The following is a 17149-nucleotide window of genomic DNA, read 5'->3' as shown; positions in this document are numbered from 1 at the left end:
TTAGAGATTGTCTATCCACAACATCCCATGTGGGAGGCGGCGGTTGAGTATGTCCAACAGCGTTATGAGCTGGCCTTTTCCGCCCATTTGCACCAGTTCATGCCCGCTTACTTGGTGTTGGCGCATCAAGGCCATCTGCTTTCTCTGTGTGGATTTCGTATTGCGGCAGATGAGCCTCTATTTCTTGAGCAGTATTTAGATCAGCCCGCCGAACATGTGCTGTCCCAACGTTTTGCCTCAGACATCCAACGTGCCAACTTAATTGAGTTTGGCCACTTGGCCTCATTCACCAAAGGCACCTCTCCCATCCATTTTTACTTGATGGCCGAGATGTTGGTTTCCATGGGTTTCGAATGGTGCATTTTTACTGCCACCGACCCACTACATGCGTTGATGACTCGCATGGGCTTAGAGCCACAGGAGATTGCTCGCGCTGATCCAAACTGCCTCGCCAATGCAGAAAGTTGGGGCAGCTACTACGAGCACCAGCCACGCATTCTGGCCGGAAACCTGAGAAAAGGGCTAGACCGCTTGCATGCCCTCTTTCAACGCTCGCAGCGCCACGCCTAGGAGGAAAGCATGAACCTCATCATTCAAACCTTGCAGCAATATGCGGAACAGCGCCCAGAGCAAGTGGCTTTCTTCGGCCTCAATGACGAAGGCCGCGAGCAGAGCTACACCTATCAGCAATTGCTGAAGGCGGTCCGCCAAACAGCGCAACAACTGCAAGAGCGCAACATCTCGGCATTGGCGCTACGAGCAGAAAACAGCCTCAATTGGCTGATTGTCGATCTCGCTGCGATTATGGCCAACGTGGTGATCGTGCCAATCCCGATGTTCTTTTCACCGCAGCAAGTGGCACACAGTTTAGAAGCGGCAGGGATCACCTATTTATTGGGTGATTGGCAATCTGATGCTCAACAATACCTCGGTGAAATGGCTGGGCTGGCGCTTTATCATCGCCCTTGTGACGGAGAAGTGGAGTATCTGCCTAATACAGGGAAAATTACCTTCACCTCTGGTTCAACAGGAAACCCAAAAGGGGTCTGTTTAAGCCACGAACATTTGGCCAATGTCAGCCAAGCGTTAGCCAACGGGCTCGCTTTAACTCAAGGGGAACATCTGGTGCTGCTGCCACTTTCCACCTTGCTGGAAAACATCACCGGAATTTACGTGCCCTTATTGCTTGGCCTGCCATCCATCATTCTGCCAGGCCACAAGGTGGGGTTATTAGGCTCAAGCCAATTTGACCCTGCTCTCTTTGCCAAGGCTCTGGCGCACTATCACCCAGCCACACTGGTGCTTACCCCCGCCTTGTTGATGGCATTGATTGGCGTGGTTCACGCTAAGCCAGAACTGGCCCATTCGCTGCGCTTTGTCGCGGTAGGCGGCGCAAAAGTCGCCGCGGGGCTGATTCATCAAGCTCATAGTCTCGGCATTCCGGCCTTTGAAGGCTATGGTTTATCGGAATGTGGATCGGTGGTTTGTTTGAATCTGCCCCAGAATCATCAAGTAGGCAGTTGTGGACAGCCACTGCCCCATTGCCAAGTCCGTATTTCCGACGATGGTGAATTGCTGGTCAAAGGCAACAGTGCTCTGGGTTATCTGCAACAGCCTTTTGAGCAAGAGTGGTTAGCCACTGGGGATCTCGCCAGCATTGATGAACAAGGCTATGTCCACCTTTCTGGTCGCAAGAAAAACCTGATCATCACCGCTTACGGACGCAATGTTTGCCCTGAGTGGCTTGAATCTCAAGCGCAAATTTTCTTACCCGGACAGCCTTTTATTGTCACGGGGGATGGCCAACAGGCGCTTTGCGCCATCGCCCAGCCGAGCTCGCAGCTTGCTCAGCAACTCATTACCTTAAACTCATCGTTACCTGACTATGCCCGCATCCATTATTTGATTGAGGTTGAGCAACTCACCACGATCAGCGACTGGTTTACGGCCAATGGCAAGCTGCAACGACAAAACGTGGAACGCGATGCTGCGTTTTTGCTAACACTGCAGCCAACCCATTTTCTACAACATCCCGTTCAGATCACCGAACTCACCAAACAGCCGACGACTTTGCCAACGGAGGTGCCCATGCACACATTTTTCGACCAACTCAAACAACACACACTCACTGCACAGCAAGAGATGTTACAAGCACCAGTGATCGGCCAAGTGATGAGTGGTGCGATTTCCAAATCCCTCTATATTGCGTTTCTCACCCAAGCTTATCACCACGTTAAACACACGGTGCCGCTTCTCATGGCATGCGGAGGGCGCTTATCCGGCCAATACGAGTGGGTACGAGAAGCGTTGGCAGAATACATCGACGAAGAAAAAGGGCACCAAGAGTGGATCTTAAACGACATTCGCGCCTGTGGCGGTGATGCCATTGCGGTGAAAAACAATCTTGGCGAAGGCAAAGCGGGACGCGCCATTGAGTTGATGGTGGCCTATCTCTATCACCACATCGATCGCCACAATCCACTCGCCCTGTTTGGCATGGTGTGGGTATTGGAAGGCACCAGTGTCGGCATTGGAGGCCAAATGGCTCAGCAAATTCAACGCACCTTGCAACTTCCTAGCGAAGCGATGAGTTACCTCACCTCGCACAGTGTGCTCGACCAGAGTCACTTGCAGTTTTTTGAACGCTTAATGAATCAAATTACCGATCCAAACGACCAACAAGTGATCATCGACTCCGCCAATATGGTTTTTTCACTCTACGGTGAAATGCTGCGCTCGTTAGGCGAGCACACACAGCAACAAGCGGCTTAAGGAGGCACTATGCAACTTTCACAGGCAAACATATTGCTCACCGGTGCCACTGGCGGCATTGGCCAAGCAACGGCGAAAACCCTCGCAAGGCTCGGTGCAAACTTGATTTTACAAGGACGCAATGAGCAAAAACTGCGCGCCTTAAAAAATCAGCTCTCAGGTGCAGAACGCCACCATATTTTACTGGCCGATCTGGCGAGTGAGGAAGGCATTACAGCCGTGAATCGCTTTGCGCAGCAACACTACGAGAATCATCAGCGCATCAATGTGTTGATCAACAACGCAGGCTGCAACGCGTTTGCTCCGTTGAGTCAGCGAAGCGCCCACGAGCTAGAACAAGAGCTCAAACTCAACTTGCTAACACCCATGTTGCTCAGCCAAGCGGCGCTCTCTTGGCTGAGCCGCCCTGGCATCATCCTCAACATTGGCTCGACGTTTGGATCCATTGGCTACCCCGGCTACAGCAGCTATTGCGCGGCCAAAGCGGGATTACATCGCTTTAGCGAAGCGCTGGATCGAGAGCTGACGGCAGAGGAAATTCGCGTGCTCTATCTTGCCCCTAGAGCCACCTCAACATCCCTCAATTCCGAGGCCGTGGTGCAAATGAACCAACAACTGGGTAATCGCAGCGACGACCCACAAGTGGTCGCTGACCACATCGTACTCATGCTGGAAAAAGAGATCGCAGCCAAGTGGATAGGCTGGCCAGAAAAGCTCTTTGCTCGGCTCAATCAACTGCTGCCCAGCGTCGTGGCCAACGCCATTCGCAAACAGCAACACACCATTGAACAGTTCATCAACCGAACCAGTCACTGAAAAGGAGTTCGCTATGAAACGTATTTTAACGACCTCGAGCATCTTAGCGCTCAGCATGCTTTCCGCCAGCAGCTTTGCTGTCACCCCATTGCAGGATGTGCAAAGCAAATGGGCGGTATGCCAATATCAGGTAGAAGATGAGGATCAAAAAATCAAGTGTTTAGAAAACTTGATCATGCATAATACCGCCATGTTACAGCAGATGCCGGACAATCCCGAACTCACCGTTTGGCTTGCGATTAACAAAGCCTCCCTCGCGGGAGCGCAAGGCGGTTTGGGTGCATTGTCCTTAGCCAAGGAAGCGAAAGCGTTGCTGGAAAAAGTGATTGCCACCGCCCCGAATACACTCGATGGCTCGGCCTACACCAGCTTGGGGTCGCTCTACTACAAAGTCCCTGGCTGGCCACTGGGCTTTGGCGATGACGAAAAAGCGGAAGAAATGTTGAAAAAAGCGTTAGAGATCAACCCAAAAGGCATTGATCCCAACTATTTTTATGGAGACTTTCTAGCAGAAGATGGGCGAAGCAAAGAAGCCAAAGTCTATTTGACCCGCGCCAAACAAGCTGAGCCGCGCCTCAATCGACTCTTGGCCGACAAAGGCAGACAACTTGAAATTGATGCCGCATTGGAGAAACTGAAATAAATCATGCGATTACTACTGATTGAAGACGACACACTGCTTGGCCAATCCATGGTGACTTCGCTAAGTCGCCATGGCTATACGGTTGATTGGTTAGAAAAAGGCTCGGGCGTCACCAGCGCACTGAAAACTGAAGATTTCACGGCGGTGATCCTCGATTTAACCTTACCGGATATCGACGGCTTAGACGTGCTGCGCAACATTCGCAGTGCGGGCTTCAACTTGCCTGTGGTGATTTTGACCGCCAGAGACGACATCAAAGATCGCGTCCAAGGTTTAGACCGAGGCGCGGACGATTATCTGGGCAAACCTTTTGCGCTAGAAGAGCTGTTGGCCCGTTTGCGAGTGGTGATTCGTCGTCAATCTGGTAGCGCAACGGAAGTGATTGAAGTGGGCGAATTGAGCCTCTCCCTCTCCGACCAATCCATTCGTTATCAAGAGGCCGTTTTAAAACTGACGCGTAACGAGTTTAAAATCCTTGCGGCGTTAATGACCAATGCTGGGCGAGTGATGAGTAAAGATCAGTTGCAGCAGTCTCTGCACGGTTGGGATGACACTGCCAGCGACAACGCCATTGAAGTGCACATTCACAACTTGCGCAAAAAGGCACCCAACGTGCCGATTAAAAATATCCGTGGCGTGGGGTACATCATTGAAAAGTAGCCAACCCTTCTCCATCAAGCGACGCTTAACGCTCTCTGTGAGCTTGCTTTCCTGCTTTTTACTGATCATGACCATGTATTTCAGCTACAGCTCTGCGCAGCATGAAGTGGGAGAAGTGTACGACGCGCGCTTGGGTCAAACGGCAAAACTGATGTTGATGGCATGGTCCATCGCCCCCGAAAAAGACAGTTTGCAGCAGCACCAACAACAGTTTGAGCAGTGGCGCACCAACTTACGCCGCCTCGCCCGAGAAGACGATGACGAAGGCACCGCGTTTGGCCATCCTTACGAGCAAAATCTGGTATTGCAGTTTTTCCGCCATGGCGAGCTGATTTGGAGCTCCGATTCATCGTTGACGGCACTGGGCTCAGAGACGCAAAAAAACGGCTTTCGTGATACTCAAATGAATGGTGAACGCTGGCGTATTTTTCAGCTATCCTCTCCCGCAGGATCCGGTTATTCCGAATGGATTGTGGTGGCGGAAAATCATCGCATTCGCAATGAAATCATCAGTGAAATTGCCCTCTCGACCGCTTTGCCACAACTGATCTTATTGCCCGCGTTGTTGGTGATTTTGTTGTGGTTAATTGATAAGAACTTTCGCCCGATCGAATCACTGCGCGCTGCCATCAGCCACCGCAGCGCCAACAAGTTGGATCGTATTGAAGTGGATCAACCAACGCAGGAGCTCACCCCGTTAGTGGATGCTCTCAACCAGTTGCTCAGCGCGTTAGAGCAAGCATGGCAGCGCGAAAAACGTTTTACGCGCACTGCGGCGCACGAGCTGAAAACACCCCTGACCATTTTGCGCCTGAATGCAGAGAATGCCCTCGCCAGCGAGAATCCACAGCAACTTTCTCATGACCTCAATAACATCCTCAAAGGCATCGACCGTACCGACCGTTTGATTCACCAGCTGCTAACCTTGGCTAAGGTAGAAAACGCCAGCGAGCTGGCGTGCGACAGCGTTGAACTTGATAAGCTGCTGCAAAGCGTGATGGCGGATATGGCGTTGTTGGCCTTAAAGCAGCAACAAGAGCTCAGTTTGCAGAGCGCAGAAGTGTCGTTGCAAGGTGACAAAACTCTGCTCGAAGCGCTGTTTCGTAACCTACTGGATAACGCAATCCGCTACTCAGGCGCTCAAAGCGACATTGACATCAGCGTAGTGGAAACCGATCAATATGTGGATGTATTGGTGGCCGACAATGGCAACCCAATTGACGAAGCCAGCCGTGGTAAGTTGTTTGAACCCTTCTTCCGCGCCAATAGCGAGAAAGGCGATGGTGCAGGTTTGGGCATGGCGATTTGCCAAGACATCGCCAAGTTGCACAACGCCACACTCGAACTGCTCCCTCGCCGCGAGCATCGCAATGTGTTTCGTGTGCGCTTTTGGCGAACCAACCCGTAACCTGCCCTAACGGGCAGAAAAGGTGAACTAGATGACCATAAGGCGCTGTTGGCGCCTTTTCTCTGACTGCAATTAAGCTATCGCAATCACTCAAAATACTTGCGGTACAAAGCTTGCGTCCAACCTTCCATTTCCATTTGGTGAAGGGCTTGCTGAAACTCGTCAATCACCGAGCCTGGCACTAGCCGCATCGGCATGTTATCCCAAGCCAAAGGTAAGTTGGGGTCATAGGCCGGATTCTCTTGGCCTTCAAATAGAGCAGAATTGCGACTAAATCCCGCCCAAGAAGGTGAACTGCGATCGACAAATTGAGGGTGAATCATCATATCGCTCGACCCTTCGGTTTTGAGAAAATAACGTAGTGTATCTTCTTCATAGACATAAAAATCCGCGCGACCTCGACGCAAAAAGGTCATGGCTCGGCCGACATCGAGTTCTGACACCGTCAGTTGATCCATCTGTGACGTGTCGCGCCCCACCAAATAATCTGGATTTCCCAGCGCCACCAGCTGCGTAAGCCCATCAAGGCTGGTTGCCTGCGTCATGAGCGGCCGCCCTTTGAGCGTGATCGCCACATCACGTTGATAGGTGCCATTGGGTACCCAATAAGCATATTTGGCTCGTTCCTCATCAAAGGCAAAGCCAGGGTAGAAGTCAATCTCCCCCGCTTCCAAGGCGATCAAAACACGTAACTTTGGCAAACGCACTACTTTGAGTTTTGCACCAATCCGTTTGGCCGCCTCGTCATACAACTCGAAATAGAAGCCATCATCACTCGGCTCTGCATGGATATAAGGCATTTTCGCGGTGGTGCGATAGCCCATGATGATCTCTGTTGTGGCACTCGCCACAGTGACATAACTGCAAAGCGCAATGAAACATCCCAGTAATAGCCGCATAACTACCTCAGTCCCTTTTTGCCATTCCTTAAACTATAGCAGCGCCACTCTCTCCTGTTGTGAAGCTTGGCGAACGAATTCATTAATAACTCATGGTTATTATGGTGTTGAAGGGCTTTCATTAGACCGACCATTCTGCCGCCAATACAATACCTATCGAACAGAGAAACCAGCCAATAGCGAGCGTGACTGAAGCAAAACACCACTGTTAAATCGCCATTCCGCAAAGACCAAGTAATAAGGAATATAAAATTATGAACATTTCAAGAATATTAGCCTTTGTGTACTTAATTATTATTTTTCTCGCTGGACTTGCTGTCGGTGGTTATTTCTAAAGGGAGAAAGTCAGTGGAGTTTTTTACTGCGTTAATCACAAGTGATTTCGATGTTATACAGAATTCAAAGTATCTACTGATTATTTTGACCGCTATTTTATTTTTGGAATCGGCGTTTGTTTTTCTGCCGCTTCCCGGCGATAGCTTGGTGATTTTTTCCGGTGGCATGGTGGCATTGGGGGTGCTGCCTGTGACCGAGAGTATCATTCTGCTCACCTTAGCAGCCAGCCTTGGCGGTTTAGTGGCTTACTGGCAAGGGTTCTTGCTCAGGCAGAGCCGCGTTCATCGTTCACTAGAAGGCATCTTACCCAATGGCACATTAGCGAGAGCGACAACACTGTTGATGAAATACGGTTTTTTATCCCTCTTTGTTTCGCGTTTTATTCCATTTGTACGCGTGCTAACGCCAATGATGATGGGAGTGAATAGATTAAATGCCATCAAAGTATTTTTCTCGAATTTATCGAGTTCATTATTGTGGGTGGCTCTTTTATTGCTGATAGGAAAATTCACCCTACTCAACCCTATGTTCGAAAATTATCAAGCCATACTGATAAAAGGATTGGTCGGCGTCAGCCTAACATTGATGTTTATTACCCTGTTTGGCATCGTCATTCGTTATTTCAACCAACGATAAGTTCAACCACTTTTTGTCACGTTGAGGAACAAGATGAAACACGCTCATGAAACTCGTTCTTTCCTACTAGGTTCGCTCACGGTTGCCACGTTTCTCTTCAAAGGGAACGACTTACTCAGCCATGATTTGATGTCACCACTGGGTATTCTTTCTGTGTTGATTTTATTCGCCGTGACCATGGTGATGATATTCGCGGTTGTGCGACATGCGGATGCCTTAGCCCATAAGCTCGGCGAACCCTATGGCACCTTGATTTTGACGTTATCGGTGGTGCTGCTGGAAGTGGCGATGATTTCGTCAGTCATGCTGACGGGCTCTGAAAACCCAGTAATGGCAAGAGATACTATGTTTGCGGTCGTGATGGGGGTCATGAACGGTTTGGTTGGTATCACTTTGCTGATTGGCGGGTTAAGGTATCACTCTCAGGCATACAATGTTCAAGGGCTGAAAGCCTATATCGCCGCGATTATTCCAGTGGTGACCATCTGCCTGATTTTGCCAAACTTTACTTCTCAAGACAGCTTTGGTGGCATGTCGACCGTGATGATTTTCACGCTGATCGTGACGTCACTGCTGCTGTATGGTGTGTTTCTCTTTATCCAAACCAAGAGCCATACCGACTATTTCATTAACGATGTGTCAGAGACTGAACATGAGCATCACGAAACTCGCTCTATCGGTTATCACGCACTCTTTTTGGTGGCAAATTTAGCGTTAGTGATCGGCCTTGCCAAAAGCATTGCGATCCCGATTGACCAAAGCATCAACACCTTAGGCGCCCCCTCTGCGCTGGGTGGACTCATCGTGGCGATGATTATCCTCTCGCCGGAAGGTGTGGGCGCAATTAAAGCGGCACTCAATAACCAGTTGCAGCGTGCGATGAATCTTTTTTACGGCTCGGTATTGGCGACCATTTCACTCACGGTGCCCGCGGTACTGCTCATTGCGGTATTTTTAGGAGAAACGGTGATTCTTGGATTGGGTCCCGCCGATATGGTGTTGTTAGTCGCAACGATATTGGTCTCAATGATGACCTTTAGCAGCGGCCGTACGCACCCACTCAACGGCGCGACACACCTTGTACTCTTCATCGCTTACGTGGTGTTGATGTTCGACTAGTTCTCGCTAGACCACGAACTGACACCACATGCGAAACATAAAACCATAACGTGAAACTAGCCTCGGCTCAGGGAAAAACAGATAGGGATATCACCTTTTTCTACTCTTTACTCGGGTATTGCAGCGACAAACCCACCACTCATTCAAGAGGCCCTGATATGTTGACTCGCATCATGAACCACTTTTTCCGTTTGACCATTTTTGGCGCACTGTTCATTGGCTTTGGCTTGCCATTTTACGTCTATTTGTAACAGATCCCCTTAGCAAATTGCCGTGACAATCACGGCGATGGCGAACAGGTATCGCTTATATCTCTCAATCACTTATACTCATGCTACACAGCGATTTCAGATGGTTTGGACTCCAGTAAATGGCAAGAGATCTCTTTTCAAAACTCGACCTTAACTTATTGCGAACTTTTTTGATTCTCAACCAAGAAAGAAACATGCGTAAAGCCGCCGAGAGGCTTTTTATCTCTCAACCGGCGGTGAGTAAATCGCTACAGCGCTTAAGAGACTCATTCGGTGATGAGCTCTTTGTGAAGACCTATCACGGGCTCAAAGCCACGGAGTTTGCCGAACAACTCGCCGAATCACTGGCCCCAGTGATGAACGATTTGATGCATGTGGTGAACTATTCTGGTGGGTTTGACCCGAGCCAAATTGATAGGCCGCTCAGAATTGTTGTCTCCCCATTTCTGCTGACTGGGATTGCCCAACGCCTGTTTACCTTGATTCGCGCAGAAGCTCCCAACGCTCAAATCCAATTTCTTAATTGGGGGAAATCCAGCGTCGAGGACATCGTGAATGATAAGGTGCATCTTGGTTTGAACTACGCCATAGAACGTTTGCCGAAAGAGGTGCTACACACCACCATCGCTAAAGATACCTTTAGAGCCTACGTGCGTGACGATCATCCCTATAAACAAAGTACCGCGCGAGTGGAAGATGGCCATCAATTTGAGTTTTCCACACTGATCGCCGCTGACTGGAACTACACCCAATCTGTCGCGGAAAAACTCCTGCAAATCTATGGGCACCAAGCTAAGGTCGGCTTTCGCTCAGAGTTGCCTTCGGCGGTGATTGAGGTGACCAAAAACAGCGATATGCTGTTTCTTGGTTCACGCTATTTAAACCTTGATGGCCAATCGGGCCTGCGCTCTATCGATATTTCTTTTGGCCCCACGCCACTCAATACCGACATCAACGTTTATTTTCATGAGAAGTACCAAGCAAGCCCAACGATATTATGGCTAAAGAGAAAATTAGCCGAAGCGCTACAAGAGCAAGGCTCTGCCTCCACACCTCAATAACCGCAACCCGTTTTTCGTGCCAATATACCTACAGCGCTTGTCGTATGGCTTGCGCCACCACCTCAAAGCGTGCTGGCAGAGTGCGCGCTTTTTTGCTGATTAAGTAAAGAGATTCCTCCACTCTCTGAGCGCTTGGGTAGATGGCCAAGTGCTCCGTCAATGAAAATTGGCTCATTGCCGAGCGTGGTAATACGGTGAATCCAAGCCCCCGAGCGACGGGCAAAAGAATTTGGCTCAGCTGATTCACATAGCCTGAGCTTTGAACCTGTCGTCTATCTAAGCCTTGCTCAACTCCCCCACACAGCGCCAAATAGAGCTCTAAATAGTGCGGCGCATCAGGGTGTTCAATCAAACCTAGCTCGATAATACTGGCGAGCGTTTCCCCTTTAAACTTGGCGGGATAAAACAGACAAAGTTCATCCGAGCCCAGCGCTTGTACTTCAAACAAAGCCGGTTGCGGCAAGTGAGTGACAATGCCTAAATCGGCTTCGCCATTGAGTACCGCTTGAATGATTTTATGATTGGGCGCCACTTCCAACTGGGGGATCAGTTCTGGGTATTTACATTGTAAATCGAGCAGCTGCGGATAAAGCTTTAACCCCAAAGCGCCCGAACAGGCCACCCGGCAGCCCCCCGCATGTGGATTATCAAATTGCAGACTTTGCAGCAGTTCGGCTTGCTCACTTTCCAACTGTTTTGCGTATTGATAAACACGCTGCCCCGCTTCGGTGATTTCAAAACTCTTTTTGTCCCGCTCAATGAGCGCAGCACCGCAGCTCTCTTCCAGCTTGCGAATGTGTTGGCTGACCCCCGGTTGAGTCATGAAAAGCTTTTCAGCGGTTTTGGTAAAGTGGCCGACCTCAATTAAGGTTTTAAAAGTCGTCAGCCAAACTGGATTTAACATCGCTTGCCCACCTAAGTGATTGCTTAATGATAAAAACAAAAAATTATTAAAGTAATAAATTATGATAATTTCAAGTAATAATTATAACTCCCTATACTCTCTCCATCGAAACGGATTCAGCAATCAACGGGATTTGCTGATCGACACCAATCAACGAATCGAACTCACGAGCGTTTGGAGCAGAAAAATGAAAATGAATCACGTAGGCATCATGGTCGGTGACATGGATAAAGCGGTAGAATTTTACACCCATGCACTTGGCCTAAAAATCGTTATGAACAACACCAAAGTGGTGGAAGAGCGTGAAAGCGCCATCGGCAGAATGTGTATTGCAGTATTTGGCGAGGGTTTTAAAGGCTTCAACATTGCTCACTTAGTCACCACCGACGGCATTGGCGTTGAGCTATTTGAAATGAAAGAACGTCAAGAGCGTCACGTTGTGGATTTCTCTCGCCTTGGCATCTTCCATTTCTGTCTACAAACCGATGATTTTGAAGGCGTCATTAAACGCACAGAAGAGTTTGGCGGTAAAGTGCGTATGGACATCATGCGTTACCACCCAGAAGACGACAACAAGCCAGCGAAAATGGTCTACCTAGAAGACCCATTTGGTAACTTGTTTGAGCTTTACTCGCACACCTACGAAGAAACCTACGCTTCAGATTACGAGTAATCGCAGAGCACAATAGATTAGCGTAAAAAATGGATTAGCCGAAAAGCTAATCCATTTTTATTGGCGTAAAACACCGTTAGTGGTAAACACCACCAACCAATTGGCGCACTACTCTTTAGGCTCTAGGACAAACGTCATCCGCTTCACACCTTCACCAAAGGTGCTTTGTGCTCTTTGTTGAACCTCTTCCAAGGTCACGCTTTGCGCGGTTTTCTCGTAAGACACTAGCGCATCGATACCATAGCGGTTGATCAAATAACGGATATAGAAGCCGTTACGAAAACGGGGATCGCTGTCCAAGGCTCTCAAATCGGCACTGAGTTGTTTTGCTGCGGTATTGACTTCCTCTTGCGTGATGTTTTCCGCCAACTCAGCCATCACCTGTTCAACTTGTTGACCCATCAATTTGGCGTCTTTGGGGGCGATCTGCGACTCAAAGACCCAATCTGACACCGTTTCTTGATCTTGCATTACCGGATACACCGCTGGGTTGTAATCCAAACTCGCTTTTTCACGCACTTGATCCAAAATACGAGCAGAGGCGATACGTTGCAGCATGTCTTCAATAAACATATCTTTGCCCACTTTCGCGGCAACATTCTGGTTTACTACTCGCACCCAATGCAAAGAAGATTCTTGACTTCCCTCTTTCACCACGGTGCTGTCGGGTAAGTTCGGTTGATAGGCGACGTTATAACTCAGTGCATTGGCCGGTTGTAGCTCGATGGACGCCACATACTGTCTTAGTAAAGGGGCAACTTGTTCTGGCGTGAGATCCGCAATCAACACCATTTTGAAGCCATGATTTTTGCCGAAAAGCTCATGGTGAATCGCTTGAACTTGCTCAGCGGTCACGCGCTCCATTTGCTCTCCAGTGACAAGACGATGACGAGTAGAAGGTAAATAGACGGAACGATTCGCCTGTAAAACCAGTTGTCCGATACCTGCTCTTAAAAATGCGGTACTGTCTTGCTCAAACTCTTTCTTCACTGCATCCAGTTGACGTGGTTCAACATTGATCTCTGTTGCTAGGTTATAGAGCGCATTCAAAGTGATGGCCAATTTTTCTTTGGCGCCGATCATTTCAACACCATGATAGGTGGTACCCAAAATGGGATTGATCATCAAATCATGTTTGCGCAAATAGCTGTCCAGTTCTGTGCCAGAAAACGTGCCTAAGCCGCTGCGAATGGCCGCAAGAGTGGTTATGTCATAAGCAGGATACAAGCTTGGATCTATCGCTGCTTTGCCTCCTAGACTTGCAAAATTGAGGTAGGCACGTTTACCCGCTTGTGCATCCTGCTGGAACCACACTTCCACACCATTGGATAGCGAATAGACCTTAAAACCACCGTCATGGTCACGGATATCGACAATCTGGCCATCGATAACGGGCTGAAGGAAGCCCTCATTCTTCACTGCCAAAGTCAAAGGTTTTACGCCCGGTCGCTGATACGCGGCCGCAATCTGCTTGGGGGTTTTCGCCCAAGTGGCCATATGCTCACCTTTGCCTAAGCCCATGATGAACACAGGCTCTTCTTTAAGTAGACCCTGTAATTGCTCGTTTGCGATCGCCAATGTATTGAGGGCAATAAATTGGGTTAAATGAGCTTGATAACTCTGCTTCGATTGACTGACACTGCCTTGGTCAAGATCGATGACACGGTTGTCCGCAATATGAAAGGGTTTCCGTTGCTGCCAATCACTGTCTAAGTTAGTTAGTTCTGTTTGATACGCCGACATCACACTGTCAAGCTCTGCTTGGCTGACGCCATAATCGCGCAGCGAAGCGAGTGTTTCGACAAAAAGGCGATGCATTTCGTGTCGTTGACCTGGCGCGTATGACACACCACCCGCGAGCATACGGCTGTAGTTATTGACGAAGGCATTGGCATAAACATATTGATACGGCTCCGCAGCGTCATTGAGCACCGAGTAGAGACGCTGTTGAATCAGCTTAGCGCTCACGTCGTCATGCCACATCTGTTGTTGTTGTGCTGATGTGCTCATGCCTACAAACCCGCGGTCGATAGCAAAATGAACACTTGGCGATTCCATCACGCTGCTAAACAACACTCTAGGCTCCGTTTTCACCGGAATGTCGCGGCGTTTTTCAACGACGTTATTGGCCGTTGTCTGCCAATTGGCAAATTTTTCTTCAATGAGGGTGGTGATCTCTTCAACGCCAACATTGCCAGTAATGATTAACTCTGAATATTGCGGTTGATACCAAGTTTGGTAGAACGACTTCAATGACTCCGCCGTGGCGTTTTCAATCGATTCTCGATCGCCAATCGGATCATGTTTCTCATAAACAGTGTCATCTATCGACGCATAGTAGGCATTCAATGCAAAGGGCTTGTCTTCCGGGCGAGCACGACGCCACTCACCAAGAATGACGCCTTTCTCTTTTTCCACTTCTTGAGGATCAAACTCAATGCCATCGCTGACATCGCGCATCCAAACCAATGCTTGTTGTAGATGACTGGCATCATTGAGTTCCAGCTTGTAAGTGGTCTGCTGGTACGTCGTGAACGCATTGATGTCTGCGCCAAAGCTACCTCCTGCTTGCGCAAAGAGTTTAATCACATCATTGCCAGCAAAATGTTGACTGCCGTTAAAGGCCATATGTTCCACAAAATGCGCGTACCCTTTCTGCTGCTCACTCTCTTGGAAGGAACCGATATTGACGGTCAAACGCAGCGAGATCTCCTGATCATCTGTGGGGTAAATGTGGTATTTCATGCCATTGGGTAACTGACCAACTGTCCAGTTGGCATCTTGTTGTAATGGCGTGGAGTTGGGGGTTAAAGCACAACCTGACAGTAGTAATGCTGGGAAGAACAACATACTTCGCATAAATCTCGTCCCTAGTAATAATTTATCTACAGAATATATCGCCATCCATCTATTCAACCTATTTTATATAGATACGATAACCTTTTTTCAGGAGATCAGTCGCAGAAATCGGCGAACAAGCTTTTCCCCTTGCCATGCGAAACCTGTCTATTCTTATTAGTGATAATTAAAACAATTTGAGTGGTTGCTATGATGAGTTTAAGCCGTGTGTTTGCTTTTCCTCGCTCAGTACTTTTCGTGCTGGCTTCATTTCCTTCCTTCCCTTTATTGGCCGCCTCTGGCGCGCAAGAAATCGACTATCTGCCGATGACGGTCGGGCTTTTAGGTGGGCTGGCGATCTTCCTCTACGGCATGGAAAAAATGTCTGATGCGCTCAAACGCGCCGCAGGCAATAAGATGAAACAGTGGCTGGCCAAACTCACCACCAACCGTGTCGCAGGGGTACTGACGGGCACGGGCATTACAGCGATCATTCAATCTTCATCAGTGACCACGGTGCTGCTGGTCGGTTTTATTTCTGCCGGATTAATGTCTCTACCACAAGCGGTCGGCGTCATCATGGGAGCCAACATCGGCACCACGGTCACCGCGCAAATCATCGCCTTCAAAGTCACCAAGGCGGCATTGGTGATGGTGGCGATCGGTTTTATGATGTTTTTCACCTCAAAAAAGGAAACCACTCAACACTACGGCAATATGCTGTTTGGCCTCGGTTTGATCTTTCTTGGAATGAATTTGATGAGTGAAGCGATGGCGCCGCTGCGAAGCTATCAACCCTTTATTGATTTGATGGCGCACATGGATAACTTGTTGCTGGCAATTTTGATTGCCGCAGCCTTTACGGCTTTGGTCCAATCTTCATCTGCCACCACAGGGATTGTGATTGTGCTTGCTGGCCAAGGTTTTATTCCACTCGAAACCGGGATTGCATTGGCAATGGGTGCCAATATTGGTACCTGTGTTACTGCTGTGTTGGCAGCAATAGGTAAACCAAGAGAGGCGGTGCAGGCCGCGACCATTCACATCATTTTTAACGTCATAGGCGTGATTATTTGGCTACCTCTGATCAGCGTATTGAGCGAGCTGGCGATCATGCTATCTCCGCTTCATCCTGAGCTCTTGGGGACAGAGCGAATGGCCGCTGAACTGCCGCGACAAATCGCTAATGCCAACACTCTGTTTAATGTGTTAAACACCTTGATCATGCTTCCGTTTGCTAGCGTATTTGTTTGGCTGGTTCGCAAGCTCTTGCCTCATACGTCAACCGAAAAAAGCGAAGCCACCGTTCAAACCAAATACATCAACGACGCCTTTTTGCCTACACCCGATATCGCGCTCGACCAAGCGCAACTCGAGCTCGGGCGAGTTGGCAGAAGGGTGTGTAATATGCTCAACATGCTGCCGCCATTGGCACCAAAGTGCAAAGATGCACAAGAAACTCAAATGGTGCGCGAGACACTCAACCAGATTGAATCGATTGAAGAAGAGGTTGATCAACTGCACAGCACGATCTTGTCTTATTTGGGTCGCCTGCGTCGCGAGCCGCTCTCCGATGCGCAAAGCGCGCGGCAAATTAAGCTGATCAGCATCACCGACCAACTGGAAAGCATCGCGGATTTGGTGGTGAATTCTTTATTACCATTGGCTTACAAGGCGCTCAACGACGATATTGTGATAAGCCCACAAATGCGCACCACCTTAGATACCGTGCAAGACAAAGTGAACCGAACTTTGCTCGACTGCGTTAACGCCATTCGTCGCGATGATCCCGCCACGGCCCAGTTGGTTTTGAATGCCAAACGTGAACTGAATTCACTGATTGACGCAGTGTTAGCGCACCAAGCGCAGCGTTTATCGGAAGAGCAACCCAACCGTCTGCGCATTTTTCGTTATGAAATGGAATGGGTGGAAACACTCAAACGCATTTATACCCTTACTAAGCGCATTTCGAAGCTTCAATTACGCCAACGGGACATTTCCACCGAAATACAAAATTAGTTTTTCCTTAGGATGCGACTAAGGTCAAATTGGCTGAAAACCTACTATTGGACTAAGATTTAAGCAATAAGACTCATATAAGTTTAGCAACAATGTCACTCGGCTAGGAGCGGT

Annotated in this window: 14 protein-coding genes and 1 pseudogene; 12 read left to right on the top strand and 3 right to left on the bottom strand. The window is 48.9% G+C overall.

Annotation, left to right across the window (positions count from 1 at the left end):
* Positions 1–27: 27 nt before the first annotated feature.
* From LZU85_RS01365 to LZU85_RS01335, 7 genes and pseudogenes are all read left to right on the top strand, one after another.
* Positions 28–570 (top strand): thermostable hemolysin, encoded by a 543-nt coding sequence (locus tag LZU85_RS01365; RefSeq protein WP_175546629.1) that lies wholly within the window; start codon positions 28–30, stop codon positions 568–570.
* A gap of 9 nt (positions 571–579) precedes the next feature.
* Positions 580–1575, top strand: a pseudogene (locus LZU85_RS01360) (AMP-binding protein); the annotation flags it as partial.
* A gap of 513 nt (positions 1576–2088) precedes the next feature.
* The gene (locus LZU85_RS01355; RefSeq protein WP_224638775.1) at positions 2089–2772 is read left to right on the top strand and encodes an iron-containing redox enzyme family protein; all 684 of its coding nucleotides are present in this window, start codon (positions 2089–2091) and stop codon (positions 2770–2772) included.
* A gap of 9 nt (positions 2773–2781) precedes the next feature.
* Positions 2782–3588 (top strand): SDR family oxidoreductase, encoded by an 807-nt coding sequence (locus LZU85_RS01350; RefSeq protein WP_237286176.1) that lies wholly within the window; start codon positions 2782–2784, stop codon positions 3586–3588.
* A gap of 13 nt (positions 3589–3601) precedes the next feature.
* A complete protein-coding gene (locus tag LZU85_RS01345) occupies positions 3602–4231 on the top strand; it encodes a tetratricopeptide repeat protein (protein ID WP_045618959.1) in 630 nt (209 codons plus the stop codon).
* A gap of 3 nt (positions 4232–4234) precedes the next feature.
* Positions 4235–4891 (top strand): response regulator, encoded by a 657-nt coding sequence (locus LZU85_RS01340; protein ID WP_237286175.1) that lies wholly within the window; start codon positions 4235–4237, stop codon positions 4889–4891.
* Positions 4881–6299, top strand: coding sequence for an ATP-binding protein (locus tag LZU85_RS01335; RefSeq protein ID WP_237286174.1), 1419 nt, complete (start codon positions 4881–4883; stop codon positions 6297–6299). Before LZU85_RS01340 ends, LZU85_RS01335 begins: the two co-directional genes overlap by 11 nt.
* A gap of 86 nt (positions 6300–6385) precedes the next feature.
* On the opposite strand, the gene LZU85_RS01330 is transcribed toward LZU85_RS01335, so the two are convergent.
* Complete coding sequence (locus LZU85_RS01330) at positions 6386–7198, bottom strand: substrate-binding periplasmic protein (protein ID WP_065090882.1); 813 nt, start codon at positions 7196–7198, stop codon at positions 6386–6388.
* 348 nt (positions 7199–7546) lie between these two features.
* Here LZU85_RS01330 and LZU85_RS01325 point away from each other — a divergent pair, with 348 nt between their 5' ends.
* The 3 genes from LZU85_RS01325 to LZU85_RS01315 all read left to right on the top strand — a co-directional run bounded on the left by LZU85_RS01325 (position 7547) and on the right by LZU85_RS01315 (position 10601).
* Positions 7547–8170 (top strand): DedA family protein, encoded by a 624-nt coding sequence (locus LZU85_RS01325; RefSeq protein WP_237286173.1) that lies wholly within the window; start codon positions 7547–7549, stop codon positions 8168–8170.
* A gap of 33 nt (positions 8171–8203) precedes the next feature.
* Positions 8204–9289 carry a calcium:cation antiporter gene (locus LZU85_RS01320; RefSeq protein ID WP_176299144.1) on the top strand — a complete coding sequence of 362 codons (1086 nt, stop codon included), beginning with the start codon at positions 8204–8206 and terminating at the stop codon, positions 9287–9289.
* A gap of 370 nt (positions 9290–9659) precedes the next feature.
* Positions 9660–10601: a LysR family transcriptional regulator gene (locus LZU85_RS01315; protein WP_237286172.1), complete on the top strand. Its 942-nt coding sequence runs from the start codon at positions 9660–9662 to the stop codon at positions 10599–10601.
* 28 nt (positions 10602–10629) lie between these two features.
* Here the strand turns inward: LZU85_RS01315 and LZU85_RS01310 are convergent, their stop codons facing one another.
* On the bottom strand, positions 10630–11505 hold the full coding sequence (locus LZU85_RS01310) for a LysR family transcriptional regulator (protein WP_237286171.1): 876 nt from the start codon (positions 11503–11505) through the stop codon (positions 10630–10632).
* Between the two features lie 187 nt (positions 11506–11692).
* Here LZU85_RS01310 and LZU85_RS01305 point away from each other — a divergent pair, with 187 nt between their 5' ends.
* A complete protein-coding gene (locus tag LZU85_RS01305; protein WP_176299142.1) occupies positions 11693–12178 on the top strand; it encodes a VOC family protein in 486 nt (161 codons plus the stop codon).
* A 108-nt stretch (positions 12179–12286) separates the two neighbouring features.
* Here LZU85_RS01305 and LZU85_RS01300 read toward each other — a convergent pair whose 3' ends face one another.
* A complete protein-coding gene (locus tag LZU85_RS01300; protein ID WP_237286170.1) occupies positions 12287–15037 on the bottom strand; it encodes a M16 family metallopeptidase in 2751 nt (916 codons plus the stop codon).
* Positions 15038–15226: 189 nt separating this feature from the next.
* Between LZU85_RS01300 and LZU85_RS01295 the strand changes: the two genes are divergently transcribed.
* Entirely contained in the window at positions 15227–17035 is a 1809-nt protein-coding gene (locus LZU85_RS01295; protein ID WP_176299140.1) for a Na/Pi cotransporter family protein, read from the top strand.
* Positions 17036–17149: the final 114 nt, after the last annotated feature.

The organism is Vibrio floridensis, from assembly GCF_021852965.1.
Lineage (GTDB): Bacteria > Pseudomonadota > Gammaproteobacteria > Enterobacterales > Vibrionaceae > Vibrio > Vibrio floridensis.
This window is presented reverse-complemented; position numbering and strand designations above follow the sequence as displayed.

Bases quoted from the DNA above. Each gene is read 5' to 3' on its own strand.
- LZU85_RS01300 (WP_237286170.1), bottom strand. From the start codon at position 15,037: ATGCGAAGTATGTTGTTCTTCCCAGCATTACTACTGTCAGGTTGTGCT.
- LZU85_RS01315 (WP_237286172.1), top strand. From the start codon at position 9,660: ATGGCAAGAGATCTCTTTTCAAAACTCGACCTTAACTTATTGCGAACT.
- LZU85_RS01295 (WP_176299140.1), top strand. From the start codon at position 15,227: ATGATGAGTTTAAGCCGTGTGTTTGCTTTTCCTCGCTCAGTACTTTTC.
- LZU85_RS01305 (WP_176299142.1), top strand. From the start codon at position 11,693: ATGAAAATGAATCACGTAGGCATCATGGTCGGTGACATGGATAAAGCG.
- LZU85_RS01340 (WP_237286175.1), top strand. From the start codon at position 4,235: ATGCGATTACTACTGATTGAAGACGACACACTGCTTGGCCAATCCATG.
- LZU85_RS01330 (WP_065090882.1), bottom strand. From the start codon at position 7,198: ATGCGGCTATTACTGGGATGTTTCATTGCGCTTTGCAGTTATGTCACT.
- LZU85_RS01350 (WP_237286176.1), top strand. From the start codon at position 2,782: ATGCAACTTTCACAGGCAAACATATTGCTCACCGGTGCCACTGGCGGC.
- LZU85_RS01320 (WP_176299144.1), top strand. From the start codon at position 8,204: ATGAAACACGCTCATGAAACTCGTTCTTTCCTACTAGGTTCGCTCACG.
- LZU85_RS01355 (WP_224638775.1), top strand. From the start codon at position 2,089: ATGCACACATTTTTCGACCAACTCAAACAACACACACTCACTGCACAG.
- LZU85_RS01345 (WP_045618959.1), top strand. From the start codon at position 3,602: ATGAAACGTATTTTAACGACCTCGAGCATCTTAGCGCTCAGCATGCTT.
- LZU85_RS01310 (WP_237286171.1), bottom strand. From the start codon at position 11,505: ATGTTAAATCCAGTTTGGCTGACGACTTTTAAAACCTTAATTGAGGTC.
- LZU85_RS01365 (WP_175546629.1), top strand. From the start codon at position 28: ATGTGGGAGGCGGCGGTTGAGTATGTCCAACAGCGTTATGAGCTGGCC.